At 73.1% G+C, this 14,406-nt stretch carries 16 protein-coding genes and 1 tRNA gene; 5 read left to right on the top strand and 12 right to left on the bottom strand.

The annotated features are described in order from the left end of the window. Nucleotides 1–19: 19 nt before the first annotated feature. Complete coding sequence (locus tag AOM09_RS05615; protein WP_062385477.1) at nucleotides 20–1,195, top strand: aminotransferase class I/II-fold pyridoxal phosphate-dependent enzyme; 1,176 nt, start codon at nucleotides 20–22, stop codon at nucleotides 1,193–1,195. Here AOM09_RS05615 and AOM09_RS05610 read toward each other — a convergent pair. Continuing rightward, nucleotides 1,188–1,970 (bottom strand): SDR family NAD(P)-dependent oxidoreductase, encoded by a 783-nt coding sequence (locus AOM09_RS05610; protein ID WP_169747621.1) that lies wholly within the window; start codon nucleotides 1,968–1,970, stop codon nucleotides 1,188–1,190. The two genes, AOM09_RS05615 and AOM09_RS05610, sit on opposite strands and share 8 nt — an antisense overlap. Before the next feature lie 136 nt (nucleotides 1,971–2,106). Further along, entirely contained in the window at nucleotides 2,107–3,279 is a 1,173-nt protein-coding gene (gene chvE, locus AOM09_RS05605) for a multiple monosaccharide ABC transporter substrate-binding protein (RefSeq protein WP_062385471.1), read from the bottom strand. Nucleotides 3,280–3,492: 213 nt separating this feature from the next. Here chvE and AOM09_RS05600 point away from each other — a divergent pair, with 213 nt between their 5' ends. The 3 genes from AOM09_RS05600 to AOM09_RS05590 are packed head-to-tail and all read left to right on the top strand — an operon-like array spanning nucleotide 3,493 to nucleotide 6,120. Beyond that, a complete protein-coding gene (locus AOM09_RS05600) occupies nucleotides 3,493–4,074 on the top strand; it encodes a TetR/AcrR family transcriptional regulator (protein ID WP_062385469.1) in 582 nt (193 codons plus the stop codon). Next, nucleotides 4,071–5,219, top strand: a complete 1,149-nt coding sequence (locus tag AOM09_RS05595; protein WP_228375070.1) for an SGNH/GDSL hydrolase family protein — start codon at nucleotides 4,071–4,073, stop codon at nucleotides 5,217–5,219. Before AOM09_RS05600 ends, AOM09_RS05595 begins: the two co-directional genes overlap by 4 nt. 49 nt (nucleotides 5,220–5,268) lie before the next feature. Continuing rightward, on the top strand, nucleotides 5,269–6,120 hold the full coding sequence (locus tag AOM09_RS05590; protein WP_062385465.1) for a formate/nitrite transporter family protein: 852 nt from the start codon (nucleotides 5,269–5,271) through the stop codon (nucleotides 6,118–6,120). 6 nt (nucleotides 6,121–6,126) lie between these two features. On the opposite strand, the gene AOM09_RS05585 is transcribed toward AOM09_RS05590, so the two are convergent. From AOM09_RS05585 to AOM09_RS05560, 6 genes are all read right to left on the bottom strand, one after another. After that, on the bottom strand, nucleotides 6,127–7,692 hold the full coding sequence (locus AOM09_RS05585) for a bifunctional phosphatase PAP2/diacylglycerol kinase family protein (protein WP_062385463.1): 1,566 nt from the start codon (nucleotides 7,690–7,692) through the stop codon (nucleotides 6,127–6,129). Between the two features lie 63 nt (nucleotides 7,693–7,755). Further along, on the bottom strand, nucleotides 7,756–8,580 hold the full coding sequence (locus AOM09_RS05580) for a histidine phosphatase family protein (RefSeq protein ID WP_062385461.1): 825 nt from the start codon (nucleotides 8,578–8,580) through the stop codon (nucleotides 7,756–7,758). After that, nucleotides 8,577–9,314 carry a zinc ribbon domain-containing protein gene (locus AOM09_RS05575; RefSeq protein WP_062385459.1) on the bottom strand — a complete coding sequence of 246 codons (738 nt, stop codon included), beginning with the start codon at nucleotides 9,312–9,314 and terminating at the stop codon, nucleotides 8,577–8,579. The genes AOM09_RS05580 and AOM09_RS05575 overlap by 4 nt, the downstream gene beginning before the upstream one ends. Nucleotides 9,315–9,329: 15 nt before the next feature. Further along, entirely contained in the window at nucleotides 9,330–10,142 is an 813-nt protein-coding gene (locus AOM09_RS05570; RefSeq protein WP_062385456.1) for a Nif3-like dinuclear metal center hexameric protein, read from the bottom strand. Nucleotides 10,143–10,152: 10 nt separating this feature from the next. Continuing rightward, nucleotides 10,153–11,004 (bottom strand): potassium channel family protein, encoded by an 852-nt coding sequence (locus AOM09_RS05565; protein ID WP_062385454.1) that lies wholly within the window; start codon nucleotides 11,002–11,004, stop codon nucleotides 10,153–10,155. Between the two features lie 71 nt (nucleotides 11,005–11,075). Next, complete coding sequence (locus AOM09_RS05560) at nucleotides 11,076–11,453, bottom strand: DUF4406 domain-containing protein (RefSeq protein ID WP_169747620.1); 378 nt, start codon at nucleotides 11,451–11,453, stop codon at nucleotides 11,076–11,078. A gap of 55 nt (nucleotides 11,454–11,508) precedes the next feature. Between AOM09_RS05560 and AOM09_RS05555 the strand changes: the two genes are divergently transcribed. Then, nucleotides 11,509–12,264: a DeoR/GlpR family DNA-binding transcription regulator gene (locus tag AOM09_RS05555; protein ID WP_062385449.1), complete on the top strand. Its 756-nt coding sequence runs from the start codon at nucleotides 11,509–11,511 to the stop codon at nucleotides 12,262–12,264. Nucleotide 12,265: 1 nt separating this feature from the next. Here the strand turns inward: AOM09_RS05555 and AOM09_RS05550 are convergent, their stop codons facing one another. From AOM09_RS05550 to AOM09_RS05535, 4 genes are all read right to left on the bottom strand, one after another. Continuing rightward, nucleotides 12,266–12,769, bottom strand: coding sequence for a hypothetical protein (locus AOM09_RS05550; RefSeq protein WP_156162254.1), 504 nt, complete (start codon nucleotides 12,767–12,769; stop codon nucleotides 12,266–12,268). 114 nt (nucleotides 12,770–12,883) lie between these two features. Next, nucleotides 12,884–12,960, bottom strand: a tRNA-Val gene (locus AOM09_RS05545). A 60-nt stretch (nucleotides 12,961–13,020) separates the two neighbouring features. Then, a complete protein-coding gene (locus tag AOM09_RS05540) occupies nucleotides 13,021–13,677 on the bottom strand; it encodes a hypothetical protein (protein ID WP_062385445.1) in 657 nt (218 codons plus the stop codon). Further along, nucleotides 13,674–14,294, bottom strand: a complete 621-nt coding sequence (locus tag AOM09_RS05535; protein ID WP_062385443.1) for a SatD family protein — start codon at nucleotides 14,292–14,294, stop codon at nucleotides 13,674–13,676. Before AOM09_RS05535 ends, AOM09_RS05540 begins: the two co-directional genes overlap by 4 nt. Between the last annotated feature and the right edge of the window lie 112 nt (nucleotides 14,295–14,406).

Here is a 14,406-nt window from a genome sequence, read left to right as displayed (position 1 = left end):
CCCTGCAGGAGGAACCACCATGCAGCTCTCCCAGCGCGCCCGCGAGGTCGAGCCCTTCCACGCGATGGCGTTCGGCGACGTCGCCGCCGCGATCGAGCGCGCGGGCCACCCCGTGGTCCGCCTCAACCTGGGCGAGCCCGACTACGGCGCGCCGGCCGCGGTGCGCCGCGCCATGGCCGAGGAGATGGACGGACGCCCGCTCGCGTACACCTCCGCGCTCGGCACGCCCGCGCTCCGCGAGCGCCTGGCCTGGTTCTACCGCGAGCGCCACGGCGTCGAGGTGGACCCGGCTCGGATCGCCGTGACGATGGGCGGCTCGGCGGCGCTCGACCTCGCGATCGCGGCGACCGTCGACCCGGGCACCGACGTGCTCATGGCGGATCCCTCGTACCCGTGCAACCGGCAGATCGTCGCCACCTTCGGCGGCCGGGCCGTGACCATCCCGACCTCCCCCGCCTCGCGCTTCCAGCTCACCGCGGACCTGGTGCGCGCGTCTTGGACGCCCACCACCCGTGCCGTCATGGTCGCCTCGCCATCGAACCCCACGGGCACCTCGATCCCTGCCGGCGAGCTTGCCGCGATCTGCGCCGTCGCGCGCGAGCGCGGCGCGTGGCGCATCGTCGACGAGATCTACCTCGACCTCGCGGATCCCGATGCGGCCGGCCGCCGCCCGCGCAGCGTCCTCGCGCACGATCGGGACGCGATCGTGGTCAACAGCTTCTCCAAGGCGTTCGGCATGACGGGCTGGCGGCTCGGCTGGTGCGTGCTGCCGGAATCGCTGGTCGCGCCCGTCGAGCGGCTCGCGACCAACCTGTTCCTCAGCCCGTCGGCACCGGTGCAGCACGCCGCGCTCGCGTGCTTCACCCCCAAGTCCCTCGCCGAGGCGGAGGAGCGCCGCCTCGAGCTGCTCGAGCGCCGCGCGCTCATGCTCGACGGCCTCGCGCGCATCGGCCTGCCCCTCGACTGCGTGCCCGACGGCGCGTTCTACGCGTTCGCCGACATCTCCGGCACGGGCCTCGACGCATGGACGCTCGCCGACCGCGCGCTCCGGGAGGCCCACGTGGCCATCACGCCGGGCCGCGACTTCGGCGTCACCCAGGGCGACACCCACGTGCGCCTGTCCTACGCCGCGTCGCGCGAGGCGATCACCGAGGGCATCGTGCGCCTCGGGCGGTTCCTCGACTCGCTCACGTGAGCGAGTAGCCGCCGTCGACAGCGATGGTCTGGCCGGTGATGAAGCCGCTGGTCATGAGGAACAGGTAGGCGCGCGCGACCTCGCGGATGTCCGCGGTGCGCCCGAGCGGGATGCGGGCCTCCATCTCCGCGCGCATCGCGACCACCTCGGCGTCCGAGCGGTGACGCCACAGCGGCGTCTGCGTCCAGGTGGGAGCGACGGCGTTGACCCGTAGCCGCGGCGCGAGCAGCACGGCCTTCTCGCGCGCGAGCTCCCGGATCTCCTCGTTGCCGGCGACCGCGGCCACGCCGTCGTGCTCCCCGGGGCGCCGCGTCGAGCCCGCCGTCAGCACGAAGGACCCGCCGTCGCGCACGCTCCCGGCGAGCGCCTCCATGAGCAGGCGGTTGTCCTCGACCTTGCTGCGCGCGGTCGCCCGCAGGGACTCGTCGTCCTCCGGGGCGCCGTCCGCGAGGCGCCCGCCGAGCGTCGACACCACATGGTCGACCACGCCCACCGCGTCGACCAGGCTCGCGCGGCCTCGCTCGTCCGTGACGTCGATGGCGAGGGCGCTCGCCTTCCCGCGCGCCAGCGCGCCGGCCTCCTGCGAGGTCGCGTGCGCCTTGGCGCTGTCACGGCCGACGACGATGAGGTCGGCGCCCGCGAGCGCGGCGTCGAGCGCGACCTGCCGCCCGAAGCCCGAGGAGCCGCCCACGACCAGCACGCGCTTCCCGTCGAGGGAGTGGCGGGCCACGATCGGGTCCTCGTAGGTGGACGGCGGCTTCAGCGCGGCGGTCATCATCGCTCCTTCGAGTGGGGGTCCTCAGAGGCAACGAATCAGCCGCCGAGGACGATTCCGACCGCCCTCGTGCGGTGCACGAGGGCGGCCGGGACGGTGGCGCCGGCGCGAGCGGAACGCCGGCGCCACCTGCGCGTCAGGAGGCCTGACCGGAGGCGACCTCCTCGGCCGTCCAGTAGCCCGAGTCGACCAGGACCGACTCGAGGTTGTCCGCCGTGACCACCTCGGACTCGAGCAGGAAGGACGGGATGACCTTCACGCCGTTGTCGTACGTCTCGGTGTCGTTCGGCTCGGGGGTCTCGCCCGCGAGGAACGCCTCAGCGGCCTCGATCGCCTTCTCCGCGAGGTTGCGGGTGTCCTTGAAGATGGTCGAGTACTGGACGCCGTCGGCGATGAGCTTCACCGAGCCGATCTCGGCGTCCTGACCGGTGACGATCGGGAAGCCGTCCGCGATGGTCTCCGGGTAGCCGTTGTTGCGGAGGGCCGTGATGATGCCGCGCGCGAGGCCGTCGTTCGGCGCGAGCACACCCTGCACCTTGAGGTCCGTGCCCACGTACGAGCCGGTGAGCAGGTCCTCCATGCGGGTCTGCGCGGTCTCCTGCTGCCAGCCCGGCGTCGCCACCGTGTTGAACTCGGTCTGCTCGGAGGGGATCACCAGGACGCCGGAGTCGACGTACGGCTGAAGCACCGACATCGCGCCGTTGAAGAAGAACCCGGCGTTGTTGTCGTCCGGCGAGCCCGCGAAGAGCTCGACGTTGAACGGGCCCTTCTCGCCGGTCTCCGCCCCCGACTCGTCGAGGATGCCGAGCCCGGTGAGCAGCGACGTGGCCTGCCCGACGCCCACCTTGAAGTTGTCGAAGGTGACGTAGAAGTCGACGTTGTCCGAGTCGCGGATGAGGCGGTCGTACGAGATCACGGGGATGCCCGCGTCCGCCGCCGCCTGAAGCTGGCCGCTCAGCGCGGTGCCGTCGATCGCGGCGATGATGAGCGCCTCGGCGCCGTTCTGCACCATGTTCTCGATCTGCTGCTGCTGCGTCGGGATGTCGTCGTTGGCGAACTGGAGATCCACCTCGAAGCCGGCCTCCTCGAGCCCGGCCTTCACGCCCTCGCCGTCCTGGGTCCAGCGCTCGACGGTCTGGGTCGGCATCGCGACGCCGATGAGGCCGCCGGCGTCCGCCGCGGGCTCGCCGCCCGACGTCGCATCGGCGCTCGATCCGCCCTCGCTGCCCGCACCGCCGCCGGCACAGGCCGCCAGCCCCAGCATCAGCGCCGCGCCCGCACCGGTCGCGACGATCGTCCTGATCCGCATATCTCCTCCTCGAGATGGTCGCCCGCATCGTCGCGAGCCGCGCCCCCATATTGTTGCCTGAGCCAACTAATTGCAATCGCTGCCGGTCACGATTTGATTACAGCCACAACAAACACGAATGCGGCACCTGTCAGCGACGACGCGGCGGCCGCCCTGGACCTCAAGCGCACCTACGATTCGTAGGCGCATACCTACACCCTGTACCCTCGGGGGATGCCGAACGCCCCCCTCTCCCCCGCGGCGGTCGTCGCCGCGGCCGCACGGCTCGCCGATGCCGCGGGCTACGACGCCGTCACCGTCTCGGCGGTCGCGCGCGAGCTCGGCGTGCGGCCGGCCAGCATGTACTCCCACGTCCGGGACCGCGACGCGCTGCTCGCCGGCGTGCACCGCCTCGCCCTCGGCGAGCTCGCGGAGCGCATCGCGGACCAGGTGGCCGGCCGGTCCGGGCACGATGCGCTGGCCGGGCTCGCCCTCGCCCACCGCCGCTACGCGGCGGACCGGCCCGGAGCGTGGACCGCGCTCCAGCGCCCCGCCGCCGACGAGACCGCGGCCTCTCCCGAGGCCGCGCGCGTCGCCTCGCTCCTCGCCGCGGTGATCCGCGGCTACGCGGTGCCGGACGGCGCGACCGTGGACGCGGTCCGCCTGGTCGGCGCGACCATCGCCGGCTTCGTCGCGCTCACCGACGCCCAGGCCTTCGCGCATCGTCCCGACGCGGTGGACGGCTCCTGGGCCGCCGCCGTCGACGCGCTCGACCGCGCCCTCGCCTCATGGCCCCAGGAAGGACCCGCCGCGTGATCTCCGTCCCCCTCGATCCTGCGCTCGTCCGGGGCGTCGCCGAGCTCGAGCCGACCGCCGCCGGCCTGGTGCCACACCGGCTGCCCGCGTGGGCGCGCCACCGGTTCCCCGACCCGCAGCTCATGGCGATGGAGGCCCAGCCCGCGGGCGCTCGCCTCGCCTTCCGCACGACGGCCACGCGCATCGAGCTGGCGACCCGCGCGAGCCGCACGGTGTACCTCGGCGCCGAGCGTCCGCGCGGCCGCATCGACACGTTCGTCGACGGCGCTCGCGTCGCGAGCGACGAGCTCACGGGCGGCGACCGCCTCGAGATCGACCTCGCGACCGGCGCCGCCACCCCCCGACCGGGCGAGGTTCACACCACCGTGCTCGCGGGCCTTCCCGCGCGCGACAAGCTGGTCGAGCTGTGGCTTCCGCACAACGAGGCCACGGCGCTCGTCGGGCTTCGCGCGGACGCGCCCCTCGCGCCCGACGCCGCGGCGCGCCGGGTCTGGGTGCACCACGGCAGTTCGATCAGCCAGGGCTCCTCGGCCGTCGTGCCCGGCGAGACGTGGCCAGCGATCGCGGCTCGCGCCGCGGGGGTCGACCTGAACAACCTCGGTTTCGGCGGCAGCGCGGTGGTCGACCCCTTCGTCGCGCGCGTCATCCGCGACGCTCCCGCGGACGCGATCAGCATCAAGCTCGGCATCAACGTGGTCAACCTCGACGCCATGCGGATGCGCGCCTTCGTGCCCGCGGTCCACGGATTCCTCGACACCATCCGCGACGGGCACCCGGACACGCCGCTCCTCCTCGTCTCGCCGCTCTGGTGCCCGATCCACGAGCGCACGCCCGGCCCGGGTGCCTTCGACCCCGCATCGTTCGGCACCGCGCAGGTGCGCTTCCTCGCGACGGGCGATCCCGCCGACGTCGCGCAGGGGCGGCTCACGCTCGCGACCATCCGTGACGCGCTACGCGACGTGGTCGCCGCACGCGCGGACGATGCGAACCTGACCTACCTCGACGGCACGGCGCTGTTCGGCGAGGCCGACGAGGCGGCCGATCCGCTCCCCGACGCCCTCCATCCCGGCGCGGACGCGCATCGGCTCATCGGCGCGCGGTTCGCGGAGCGGGCGTTCGGCACCGACGGCGCGCTCCGGGGCTGACGCGGGCGGGTCCCGGGTGGGATCCGCCCGGGCGTGGCAGGCTGGGCGCATGAGCGATCAGAGCACGCTGTTCCCTGGTAAGCACTTCATCTCGACGGTGCTCGATGCGCTCGAGACCAAGACCGCGATGAGCGGCGGGCTCGCACGCGTCTACCTCATGCGGGCGGCGATGGCCGGCGTGATCATCGGCCTCATGTACCTCACCAACTTCGCGGTGGTCGCCGCGTTCGCGGGATTCGGGGACGGCAGCCTCGTGGGCATCGGCAAGATCCTCGGCGCTCTCATCTTCGGCTTCGCGCTCGTGTTCATCTACTACTCGAAGTCCGAGCTGCTGACGTCGAACATGATGGTCGTGACCGTGGGCTGGTACCACCGTCGGGTGAACGCGATGCGCGGGCTGCGCATCCTCGCGATGTGCTACCTGGGCAACTTCATCGGCGGGCTCGCGATCGCGCTGCTGGTGCACTTCTCGACCATCCTGGACGGCGCGGCGGGCGAGCAGTTCGACGCGACCATCGAGCACAAGCTCGCCTACCTGTCCGAGGGCGCCGCGGGCTGGGGCGACCTGTTCGTCCGCGCGATCCTGTGCAACTTCATGATCAACCTCGCGATGATCCTGGTTTACAACGGCATGATCAAGGAGGACCTCACCAAGGCGGTCGCCATGATCATGAGCGTGTTCGTGTTCGCGTTCGTGGGCTTCGAGCACTCGGTCGCCAACACCGTCGCGTTCACGGTCGCGGCGCTCCAGGGCGGCCTCGACTGGGCCCCGGCCCTGGGCAACCTGGCCATCGCGCTGGTGGGCAACTTCGTCGGCGGCGGCCTGCTCATCGGCTGGTACTACGCGTACGCGAACGACGACCGCCGCTACCTGCGCAAGCAGCTCGCGCGCGACGCGTGACGCGCCTCAGCGCGTGCGTCGTCGCGGCGCCCTGACGAGCAGCTCGGCCGGGAGGACGGCGGCGCTGAAGCGGTCGACGCTGCCCTCGAGGTCGCCGTCGATCTCGTAGGGCACCTCGCGGTCGAGCTCGACCTCCACGCGGGTGCCCTGGAAGCGGCGCAGGGGCGACTCGCGGCTCTCCCTGCCCAGCGCGCCCAGCAGCCGCACCATCCCCGTCACGCCCCTGCCGGTGGCGACGAGCACATGCAGGAGCCCGTCCGCCGCATCGGCCGCGGGCAGGAGCGCGATGCCGCCCTGCAGGCGCCCGACGTTGCCGACGAGCGTCATCGCCGCCTCACCCTCGTACACCAGCTCGCCGTCGACCTTGACCCGCGCGTGGAAGGGCTCGGCGCCCAGCTGGCGCGCCCCCGCGACCACATAGGCCCCGCCCTTGACCAGGCGCTTGAGGCGCGGATCGGTGTCGCGCATGATCTGCGCGTCGAGCCCGACTCCCGCCATGACGACGAACGATGCGTCGGTGCCGCCCACCGTCCATCGCACCACGTCGACGGGCCGGGTGGACCCGTGCAGCGCCACCTCGAGCGCCTCCGCCTCGTCGAGCGGGATGCCCAGGTTGCGCCCGAGCAGGTTGCCCGTGCCCGCCGGGATGATCGCCGCGGGCACGCCGCTGCCGGCGAGCTCCGCGCACACGGTCCGCACCGTCCCGTCCCCGCCGGCGACCAGCACCAGGTCGACGCCCTTGGCGAGGGCGTCGCGCGCCATCGCGCGGCCCGGATCGTCTCGCTCGGTCTCGATCCACAGCGGGGAGTCCCACCCCGCGCCCACCATCGCCACCGTGACGCGCCGGCGGAACGCGTCGAGCTCGAGCACCTTGGTCGGGTTGTAGATGACAGCCGCGCGTCGACCCGTCGGCTCGGGGATGCGGCGCTGGCGCCACGGACGGGTGATCGAGTCGAGGCCGATCACCCACAGGACGGCGGTGGCGACCACCATCCCGAAGAGCCAGCCGCCGACGAGGTCGGACGGCCGCGACACCCCCAGCACCCACTGGTCGAACGCGGTGAAGACGACGAGGAGGCCGGCCAGCGTGCGCCGGCGCATGCTCGTGCCGAGCCCGCGCCGCTGGGAGTTCGCGATCGCGACCACGATCCACAGCAGGATGGTCACGCCGGACAGGTGGCCCGACGGATACGAGGGGCCCACCGCCGCCAACGAGTCGGCGAACGCGGACTCGGGCCGCGGGCGGTCGATGAGCTGCTGATTCACCGAGCACAGCGGCAGGCCCGCCGCCGCGATGAGAAGCGCCAGCGCGAGCCGTCGCTGCCGTTGCTGGAAGGCGGCGACCACGAGCGACAGCGCCACCACGAGCACGAAGAACGGGGACGTGAAGACGGAGAACGCCTCCGCAAGCTGCCCGAGGTACGAGCGGGGCGAGATCTCCGGGGTGGGAACCCGCGCATCGAGGTTCTCGCCCAGCCACCCGGACATCACGCCCCAGGTCCACAGGCCGTACGAGGCGAGCGCGACACCGAGCACGATGGGCTCGAACACCCGCCGCCGCGATCCCGTCATGCACGCCTCACGCGCCCCAGGCTACGGGAAACCACCTCGTACCGGCGCTCCCGCGGCAACGGGCTACTCGACGGGTACTCCCACGGCGAGCACATGCGTCTCGGCGATCGAGCCGTCGTAGCGCGCTCGCACCTGGAGCACCGTCGTCGACGCCGGGGACGGCCAGATCGCTCCCCACCGGGACGGGTCCATGCCGAGCACCGTGCCGACGATCGACTTGATCGCCACCGCGTGGGACACGAGCGCGATGCCGCGCGGAAGGTCGCGTCCGGCCATGCACGCCGCGGCGTGCTCCTGGGCGAGGCGCCGGACCACGGCGTAGCCGCGCTCGCCGACCTGGTCGATCGACTCACCCTCGGGTGCCGCGAGCTCCGCCTGGCGCCACCGATGGATCGCCTCGCCGTCGCGCTCGACGATCTCGGCGACGGTGAGCCCCTCCCATGCGCCGAAGTCGACCTCCTTGAGGCCCTCCTCCGTCTCGACATGGGCGCCGATGCGCCGGCCGACCGCCGCGGCGGTCTCCTGCGTGCGCACCATCGGCGAGGCGAGCACGCGGGTCACATGCGGCAGCTGCGTCCACGCGCGGCGGCCCATGCCGTAGACCAGGTCGGCTGCGCGAGCGGCCTGCACGCGCCCGGGCGCGCTGAGCGCAGGCCCGGGCACGCCCGAGCCCGACATGCGCCGCGACGTGGTCATCTCGGTGACGCCGTGGCGCACCAGCACGAGCGTGAGGGGCGAGACCAGGTCCTCCTCGTTCGGGGAGAACGGCGACTGGACCCGGGTCTGCAGCGTCGGCGGCTCGGCGGGGGCCTCGGGCTCCGGGTCGGTGCCCTCGGGCAGGCGATGCGGGCGGTGCGGGACCGTCGGCTCGACCTGCGCGTCGCTCACCTCGTCGCGCCCCGCACCAGGATCCGGCCGCACTCCTCGCAGCGCACGATCGCGTCCGCGGGCCGGCCCTCGATCGCGCGCAGGTCTCCCGGGTTGAGCTGCGTGCGGCAGCCGAGGCACTGCCCCTGGGCGAGCGCGGCCGCCCCGATGCCGCCCTGCGCGTCGCGCAGCTTCTCGTAGAGAGCGACGAGGCCCGCGTCGAGGCCCGCCACGGCGGCGTCGCGGTCGTTCGCGATGCCGACCAGCTCCGCGTCGATCTCGTTCCACACCACGTCCCGCTCGCCGTTGAGGTCGGCGACCTGCGCGGAGATCGCGTCGACCTGCTCCTTCGCGGACGCGAGCTCCTTCTCGGCGGTCTCGAGCGCCTCCATCGCCTCGAGCTCGACCTCCTCGAGCGCCTCCTGGCGACGCGCGAGGACCTCGAGCTCGCCCTGGAGCGCCTGCAGGTCCTTGGGGCTGCCCTGACCGGAGGCGAGGCGGGCGTTGTCGCGCGCGGAGCGCTCGCGCACCACCTGGACGTCGTCCTCCGCCTTCTGCACCGCGCGGCGCAGGTCGGTGACCTTGGTGTTGCTCGCGATCCGCGCCTCGTCGAGGTCCGTGAGCCGCGCGGTGAGCTCCGCGATCTGGCTCAGCACCGGGAGGTGGTTGCGGCGGTGTCGCGCCTGCTGCGCGCGCAGGTCGAGGTCCTGCACGTCGAGGAGGCGGATCTGGTCGGCTGCGGGTGCGTCGGGCACGGGTTCTCCTTCGCGCTAGAAGCGCGCGGTCCAGGGGTCGGTGGTGAGGGTCGAGACGAGGGTGTCGATGCCGGTCGCATCCCCGAGGTACTCGGCGGCGGCCTCGAGCCACGTCCACTCGGATGCGTAGTGTGCCACGTCGACGAGGTACGGGCGGCCGTCCCCGAGCAGCGCGGCCTCGCGGGCGTCGGAGGCGGGGTGATGGCGCAGGTCGGCCGTCAGGTAGACGTCGGCCCCGGCCTCGCGCGCGGCGCTCAGGAACGAGTCGCCCGCACCGCCGACCACCGCGACGGTCTGGACCACGCCGTCGAGGTCGCCCGCGACGCGCACGCCGTGCTCGGTGCGCGGCAGCACCGCGGCGGCACGCTCCGCGAAGTCGCGCAACGTGAGCGGGGCGTCGAGGCGGCCGATGCGGCCGGTGCCCTGCTCCGCATCGTCCTTGAGCGGGACCAGCGGGAGCGCGCCCGACACCCCCAGCACCCTCGCGAGCGCCTCGGCGACGCCGGTGCCGGCGTGGTCGGCGTTGGTGTGCGCGTTGTACAGCGCGATGCCGTTCTCGATGAGCGCGTGGATGACGGCGCCCTTGGGGGTGCCGGCGTTGACGGTGGTGACGCCGCGCAGCAGCAGCGGGTGATGGGTGACGATGAGGTCGCACCCGGCCTCGATGGCCTCCTGCACCACCGCCATGGTCGGGTCGACCGCGAACAGCGCACGGGAGACCGACGCGTCCGGACGTCCCACGGTGAGCCCGTTGACATCCCAGTCCTCCGCGAGGTCCGGGGGGAAGCGCCTCTCGAGGGCGTCCATCACATCGGCCACGGAGGTCATGGGGACCAGGCTACTCGGTGCGCCGCTCCCGGGCGCCGGCGTCTCGGGGCGGCTTCGGCGTGAGGTGGGGCAGCCCGGAGGCACCCGGACCGTCGCGGCCGGCGATCTCGTCGATCTTCGCCTCGAGCTGGCCGATGCGGTCGAGCAGCTGGGCGCGCGTGACCTCCTCGCGCGCCTGCTCCCTGGCCTCCTCGCGGGCCTCCTCGGCGCCCTGCGTGAGGCTCACGAACCAGGCGGCGACGGTCGCGGTGACGATACCGATGAGGGCGATGCCGATGAGCATGAGCAGCGTCGCGATCACCCGTCCCTCGACCGTCACGGGCGCGTAGTCGCCGTAGCCCACCGTGGTGACGGTGACGAGCGACCACCAGATCGCGTCGCCGAAGTTCACGATCTGCGCGCCGTCGTGCCCCCGCTCCGCGTCGAGCATCGCGACGGCGGAGATCCACAGCAGCAGGACCACCGCGATGAGCACGGCCTGCGTCGACTTCACCACGCCCTTGCGGCTCGCGAGCATCGTGCCCGACGCGAACACCGAGAGGATCTTGAGCGGACGCGCCGCCGGGATGATGACCGCGACCACGTCGAGCGGGTGGGACAGCAGGAAGCGCCAGCGCTGCTCGTGGAGCGCGACACGGATGAGCAGATCCACCAGGAACACGATCCAGATCACGCTCTGGATGGTGAGCAACGTCGCCCGGACGCTGCCGGGAAGGTCCTCGCGGAACGCGATGCGCGCCGACCACACCACCAGGAAGACGAGCGCCAGCGCCGCCATCAGACCGTCGGCGCGCTTGGCGAAGGCCTCGTACCTCTCGCCCTTCTTCAGCCCGCCCTCGTGCTCGTCGAGCTCGAACGACACTCCCGGCTCCCCTCGTCAGGCCTCCTGCGTGGTTCGAGGCTAGCGCGCCCGGCCTCGCGACCGCGGGGGGACTACGCCGCGGCGACGTGGCCGGGGATCTCCTCGAGGGCGAAGTACACCGGGATGCCGCGCTCGCGCGCGATCGCGACGTCCTGATCGGCGCCCTTCGACTCGCCCGGCAGCCGCAGGACCGCATCGCAGTGCGCGAGCAGTCGCGCGGCGGTCGGGTACATGACGTCGGCCGCGAGCGGATCCGTCGGGCCGCTCGCTCCCGCGCTGCGGAGCACGGGCAGCGCGACCCACTCCCCGATCATCGGGACGTGGCCGGCCGCGAAGACGGGCCACGCCGCCTGCTCGAGGCGCTCGAGGTTGCGCGCCATGAGCGCGGGATCGCCTCCGGTTCCGGAGGCGTAGGGACCGGCGATGAGGATGAGCATCGGTGTGTTCATGGCGGCAGAGTAAGCATAAACATGCAAGAATGGGAAGAACTCGGAAGGAATCGGAATGCTGGCAGCCGCACGGAAGCACCTCCTGCTCGATCGTCTCGCCCGCGACGGGCGCATCGTCGCCAAGGACGTCGCTGCGGAGCTGGGCACGTCCGAGGACACCATCCGCCGCGATCTGCGCGAGCTCGACGCGGAGGGTCTCGCGGTGCGCGTGTACGGCGGGGCGCTCCCCGCGTCGCCGGCGGTGGTCGACTACGCCGCGCGCGCGAGCGTCGCGCCCGACAGCAAGCATCGCGTCGCGGCGACGGCGGCCCGGCTGGTCACGCCCGGCTCGACCGTGATCCTCGACGGCGGGACCACGGCGCTCGCGGTGACCGCGGCGCTCCCCCGCGACCTCGACTGCACGGTCGTCACGCACTCGGTCACGGTCGCCGCGGCGCTGCTCGAGCATCGTGCGGAGGTCATCGTGATCGGCGGACGGCTCTTCAAGCACTCCGCGGTCGCGTGCGGCGCGGGGGCGGCCGAGGCGGCGCTCGGGGTCAGCGCGGACCTCTTCCTCCTGGGGGTCACGGGCGTGCACGCCGAGGCCGGCCTCACCACCGGCGATGCGGACGAGGCGGCCATGAAGCGCACGCTCGCGTCGCGGGCCGCGGACACCTATGTGCTCGCGAGCGAGGAGAAGATCGGCGCCGCCTCGCGGTTCGCGGTGCTGCCGCTCGAGGGAGTCACGGGGATCATCACGGATGCCGCTGCAGGCTCGGCGCCGATGCGCGCGCTCGAGGCCGCGGGCGCGCCGATCGTGCGCGCCTCCTGAGCTAGCGGCCGAGCAGCCCGTCGGGGTCCTCGACCGTGGCGCCGTAGGCCAGCTGCTGCTCGCCGCCGTCCCACGAGATCTCGAGCGTGACCTGAGCCGCCAGCTCGAGCACGTCGGAGAGCCCCGCCGCCGACGGGTCGAGGTGCCGCGTGTCCTCGAAGTCGATCCCCAGCGCGCCGTCCGGCGGCACGTCCGCGCGCGCCGAGCTCTGCGGGTAGATGCCGTCGACGGCCGCGAGCGGGACCGCCACGGCGCCCGTGACGAGGTACGGCATCGTCGCCTCGTCGAGGACCACCGTCACCTGGACGCCGTCGAGCACCTCGTCCGAGGTGTTGACCACCGTGGCGGCGAGGCGCAGTGCCGTGCCGTCGTCCGTGGCGACGATCGTCGACGAGGCGTCCGTGACGTCGAACACGTCCTCGCCCGCATGCGCGTCGCCCGAGCACCCCGCGAGGCCACCGGCGCCCAGCGCGGCCGCCACGACGAGCGGTCCCAAGCGTCCCATCCGTCCGATCATCGCCCCTGCTCCCCCCGCAGATCCGCCGACGCGAACGCGGCCACCAGCGGGCCGGTGACCTCACTGTAGCGACGGCCTGCGGACGCGTCCACGGCGGATCGATGGTGGGCCCTGCCGGACTCGAACCGACGACACCTGCGGTGTAAACGCAGTGCTCTAACCAACTGAGCTAAGGGCCCGCGGACCATTGTGACAGGACGATGCGGCGGTCCGGTCCAGGCGGCGCCGTCGCGTCCCCGTCAGCGCAGCACGGCGAGCATGAGCGCCCCCGCGCCGGCGAGGGCCCAGCTCACGAGCGATCCCACCAGGAACTCCTCCGCGGCGGAACCCCGCCCACGGTCCCCGGAGATCTCCGGGAAGCGGCCGATGCCCTTGGCGGCCATGAGCCCGACCACGACCCCTTCGGCGCCCACGAGGGCCAACGCGACGATGAGCCACCGCTCGAGCGGGCCGATGATGCGCCCGCCGCGCAGGTGCGAGGCCGAGGGCGCCTGCTCGGGTGCGGGCGCATCGTCCTCCGGCAGAGATCGGGCGCGGTCGAGCACGGCGCGGCACACCTCGTTCGCGGTGCGCGACAGCAGCACCGCGATCCCGAGCCCCGCGATGATCGCGGCGGAGCGATCCGGTCCGCCGTCGGCGAGCAGGAGCAGCCCGGCCACGATCACCAGGGCGCCCATCGCGATGTCCGCGCCCGCACGCCAGCGCAGCACCAGCCACCCCGCCGAGCCCGCGCCGAGCGCGACCGCTCCCCATGCCCCCACGTCGCCGGACACGCCCGCGGCGACGAGCGCCATGAGCAGCCACGCACCGGTCGCCGCGACGAGCGTCCGTCCTCGCAGCCACCAGCGCAGCGCCTCGGCGCCCGCGACCATCGCGACCAGGACCGCCGCGGTCATCGGGCGACCCCGTCGAGCGTCACGAGAGCCTCGCGCAGGGCCACCGCTCCGGATCGGTGCGCGGCCTGCGACACCGCGGCCTGGCTGATCGACTCGCGCGCGGCGATGTCGGACTGCCGGTCGCCGCGGATGACGCCGGCGGCGATGCGGCGCTCGCGCGCCTTCATGCGGCCGAGGACATGGTCGCGAAGCAGCAGGACGGAGGACGTCATGCCCGCATCGTCCCCCAGGCCTCCGACACACCACGCGCGCACCGCCGTCTGACCGGCATCCTCGCGCCGATGCGCCTCGTCGATCGCGTCGCGCGCGCGCCACCACGCGCTGCCGTCGGAGATGTCCCCCTCGACCTCGACCACCTCGCCCAGGCCGATGCCCGCGCGGACCTCGACCCCCTCCGGGAGCGTGAGCGCCGCGAGGGTGGTGACCCGCACCGCGTCGGCCAGCCGCGCGTAGACGCCCTGGAACTCGTCGCCCACGGTCGCGCCCAGCGGTCGGACAGGGGTCAGCCCGCGCTCGGCGACGGCGAACGCCTCGAGCACGGCGGCCTGGCCCGCGGCGCGGTCGGCGAGCTCGCGCGAGCGCACGATGTCGACGATGACGGCCGCAACGGTGTCCATGCGCTCCACGCTAACACTTATACGCCGTTGATATAAGTGTTTTGGTGGAGTCGAGGAGCGGAGGGCTCCCGCACTCCCGCCTATACGCGATGGATAGAAGCGATTCTGCGGC

This window comes from Demequina iriomotensis (assembly GCF_000971395.1).
Lineage (GTDB): Bacteria > Actinomycetota > Actinomycetes > Actinomycetales > Demequinaceae > Demequina > Demequina iriomotensis.
Note: the sequence above shows the minus strand (reverse complement) of the source record. Positions and strands in the feature narration are given on the sequence as shown.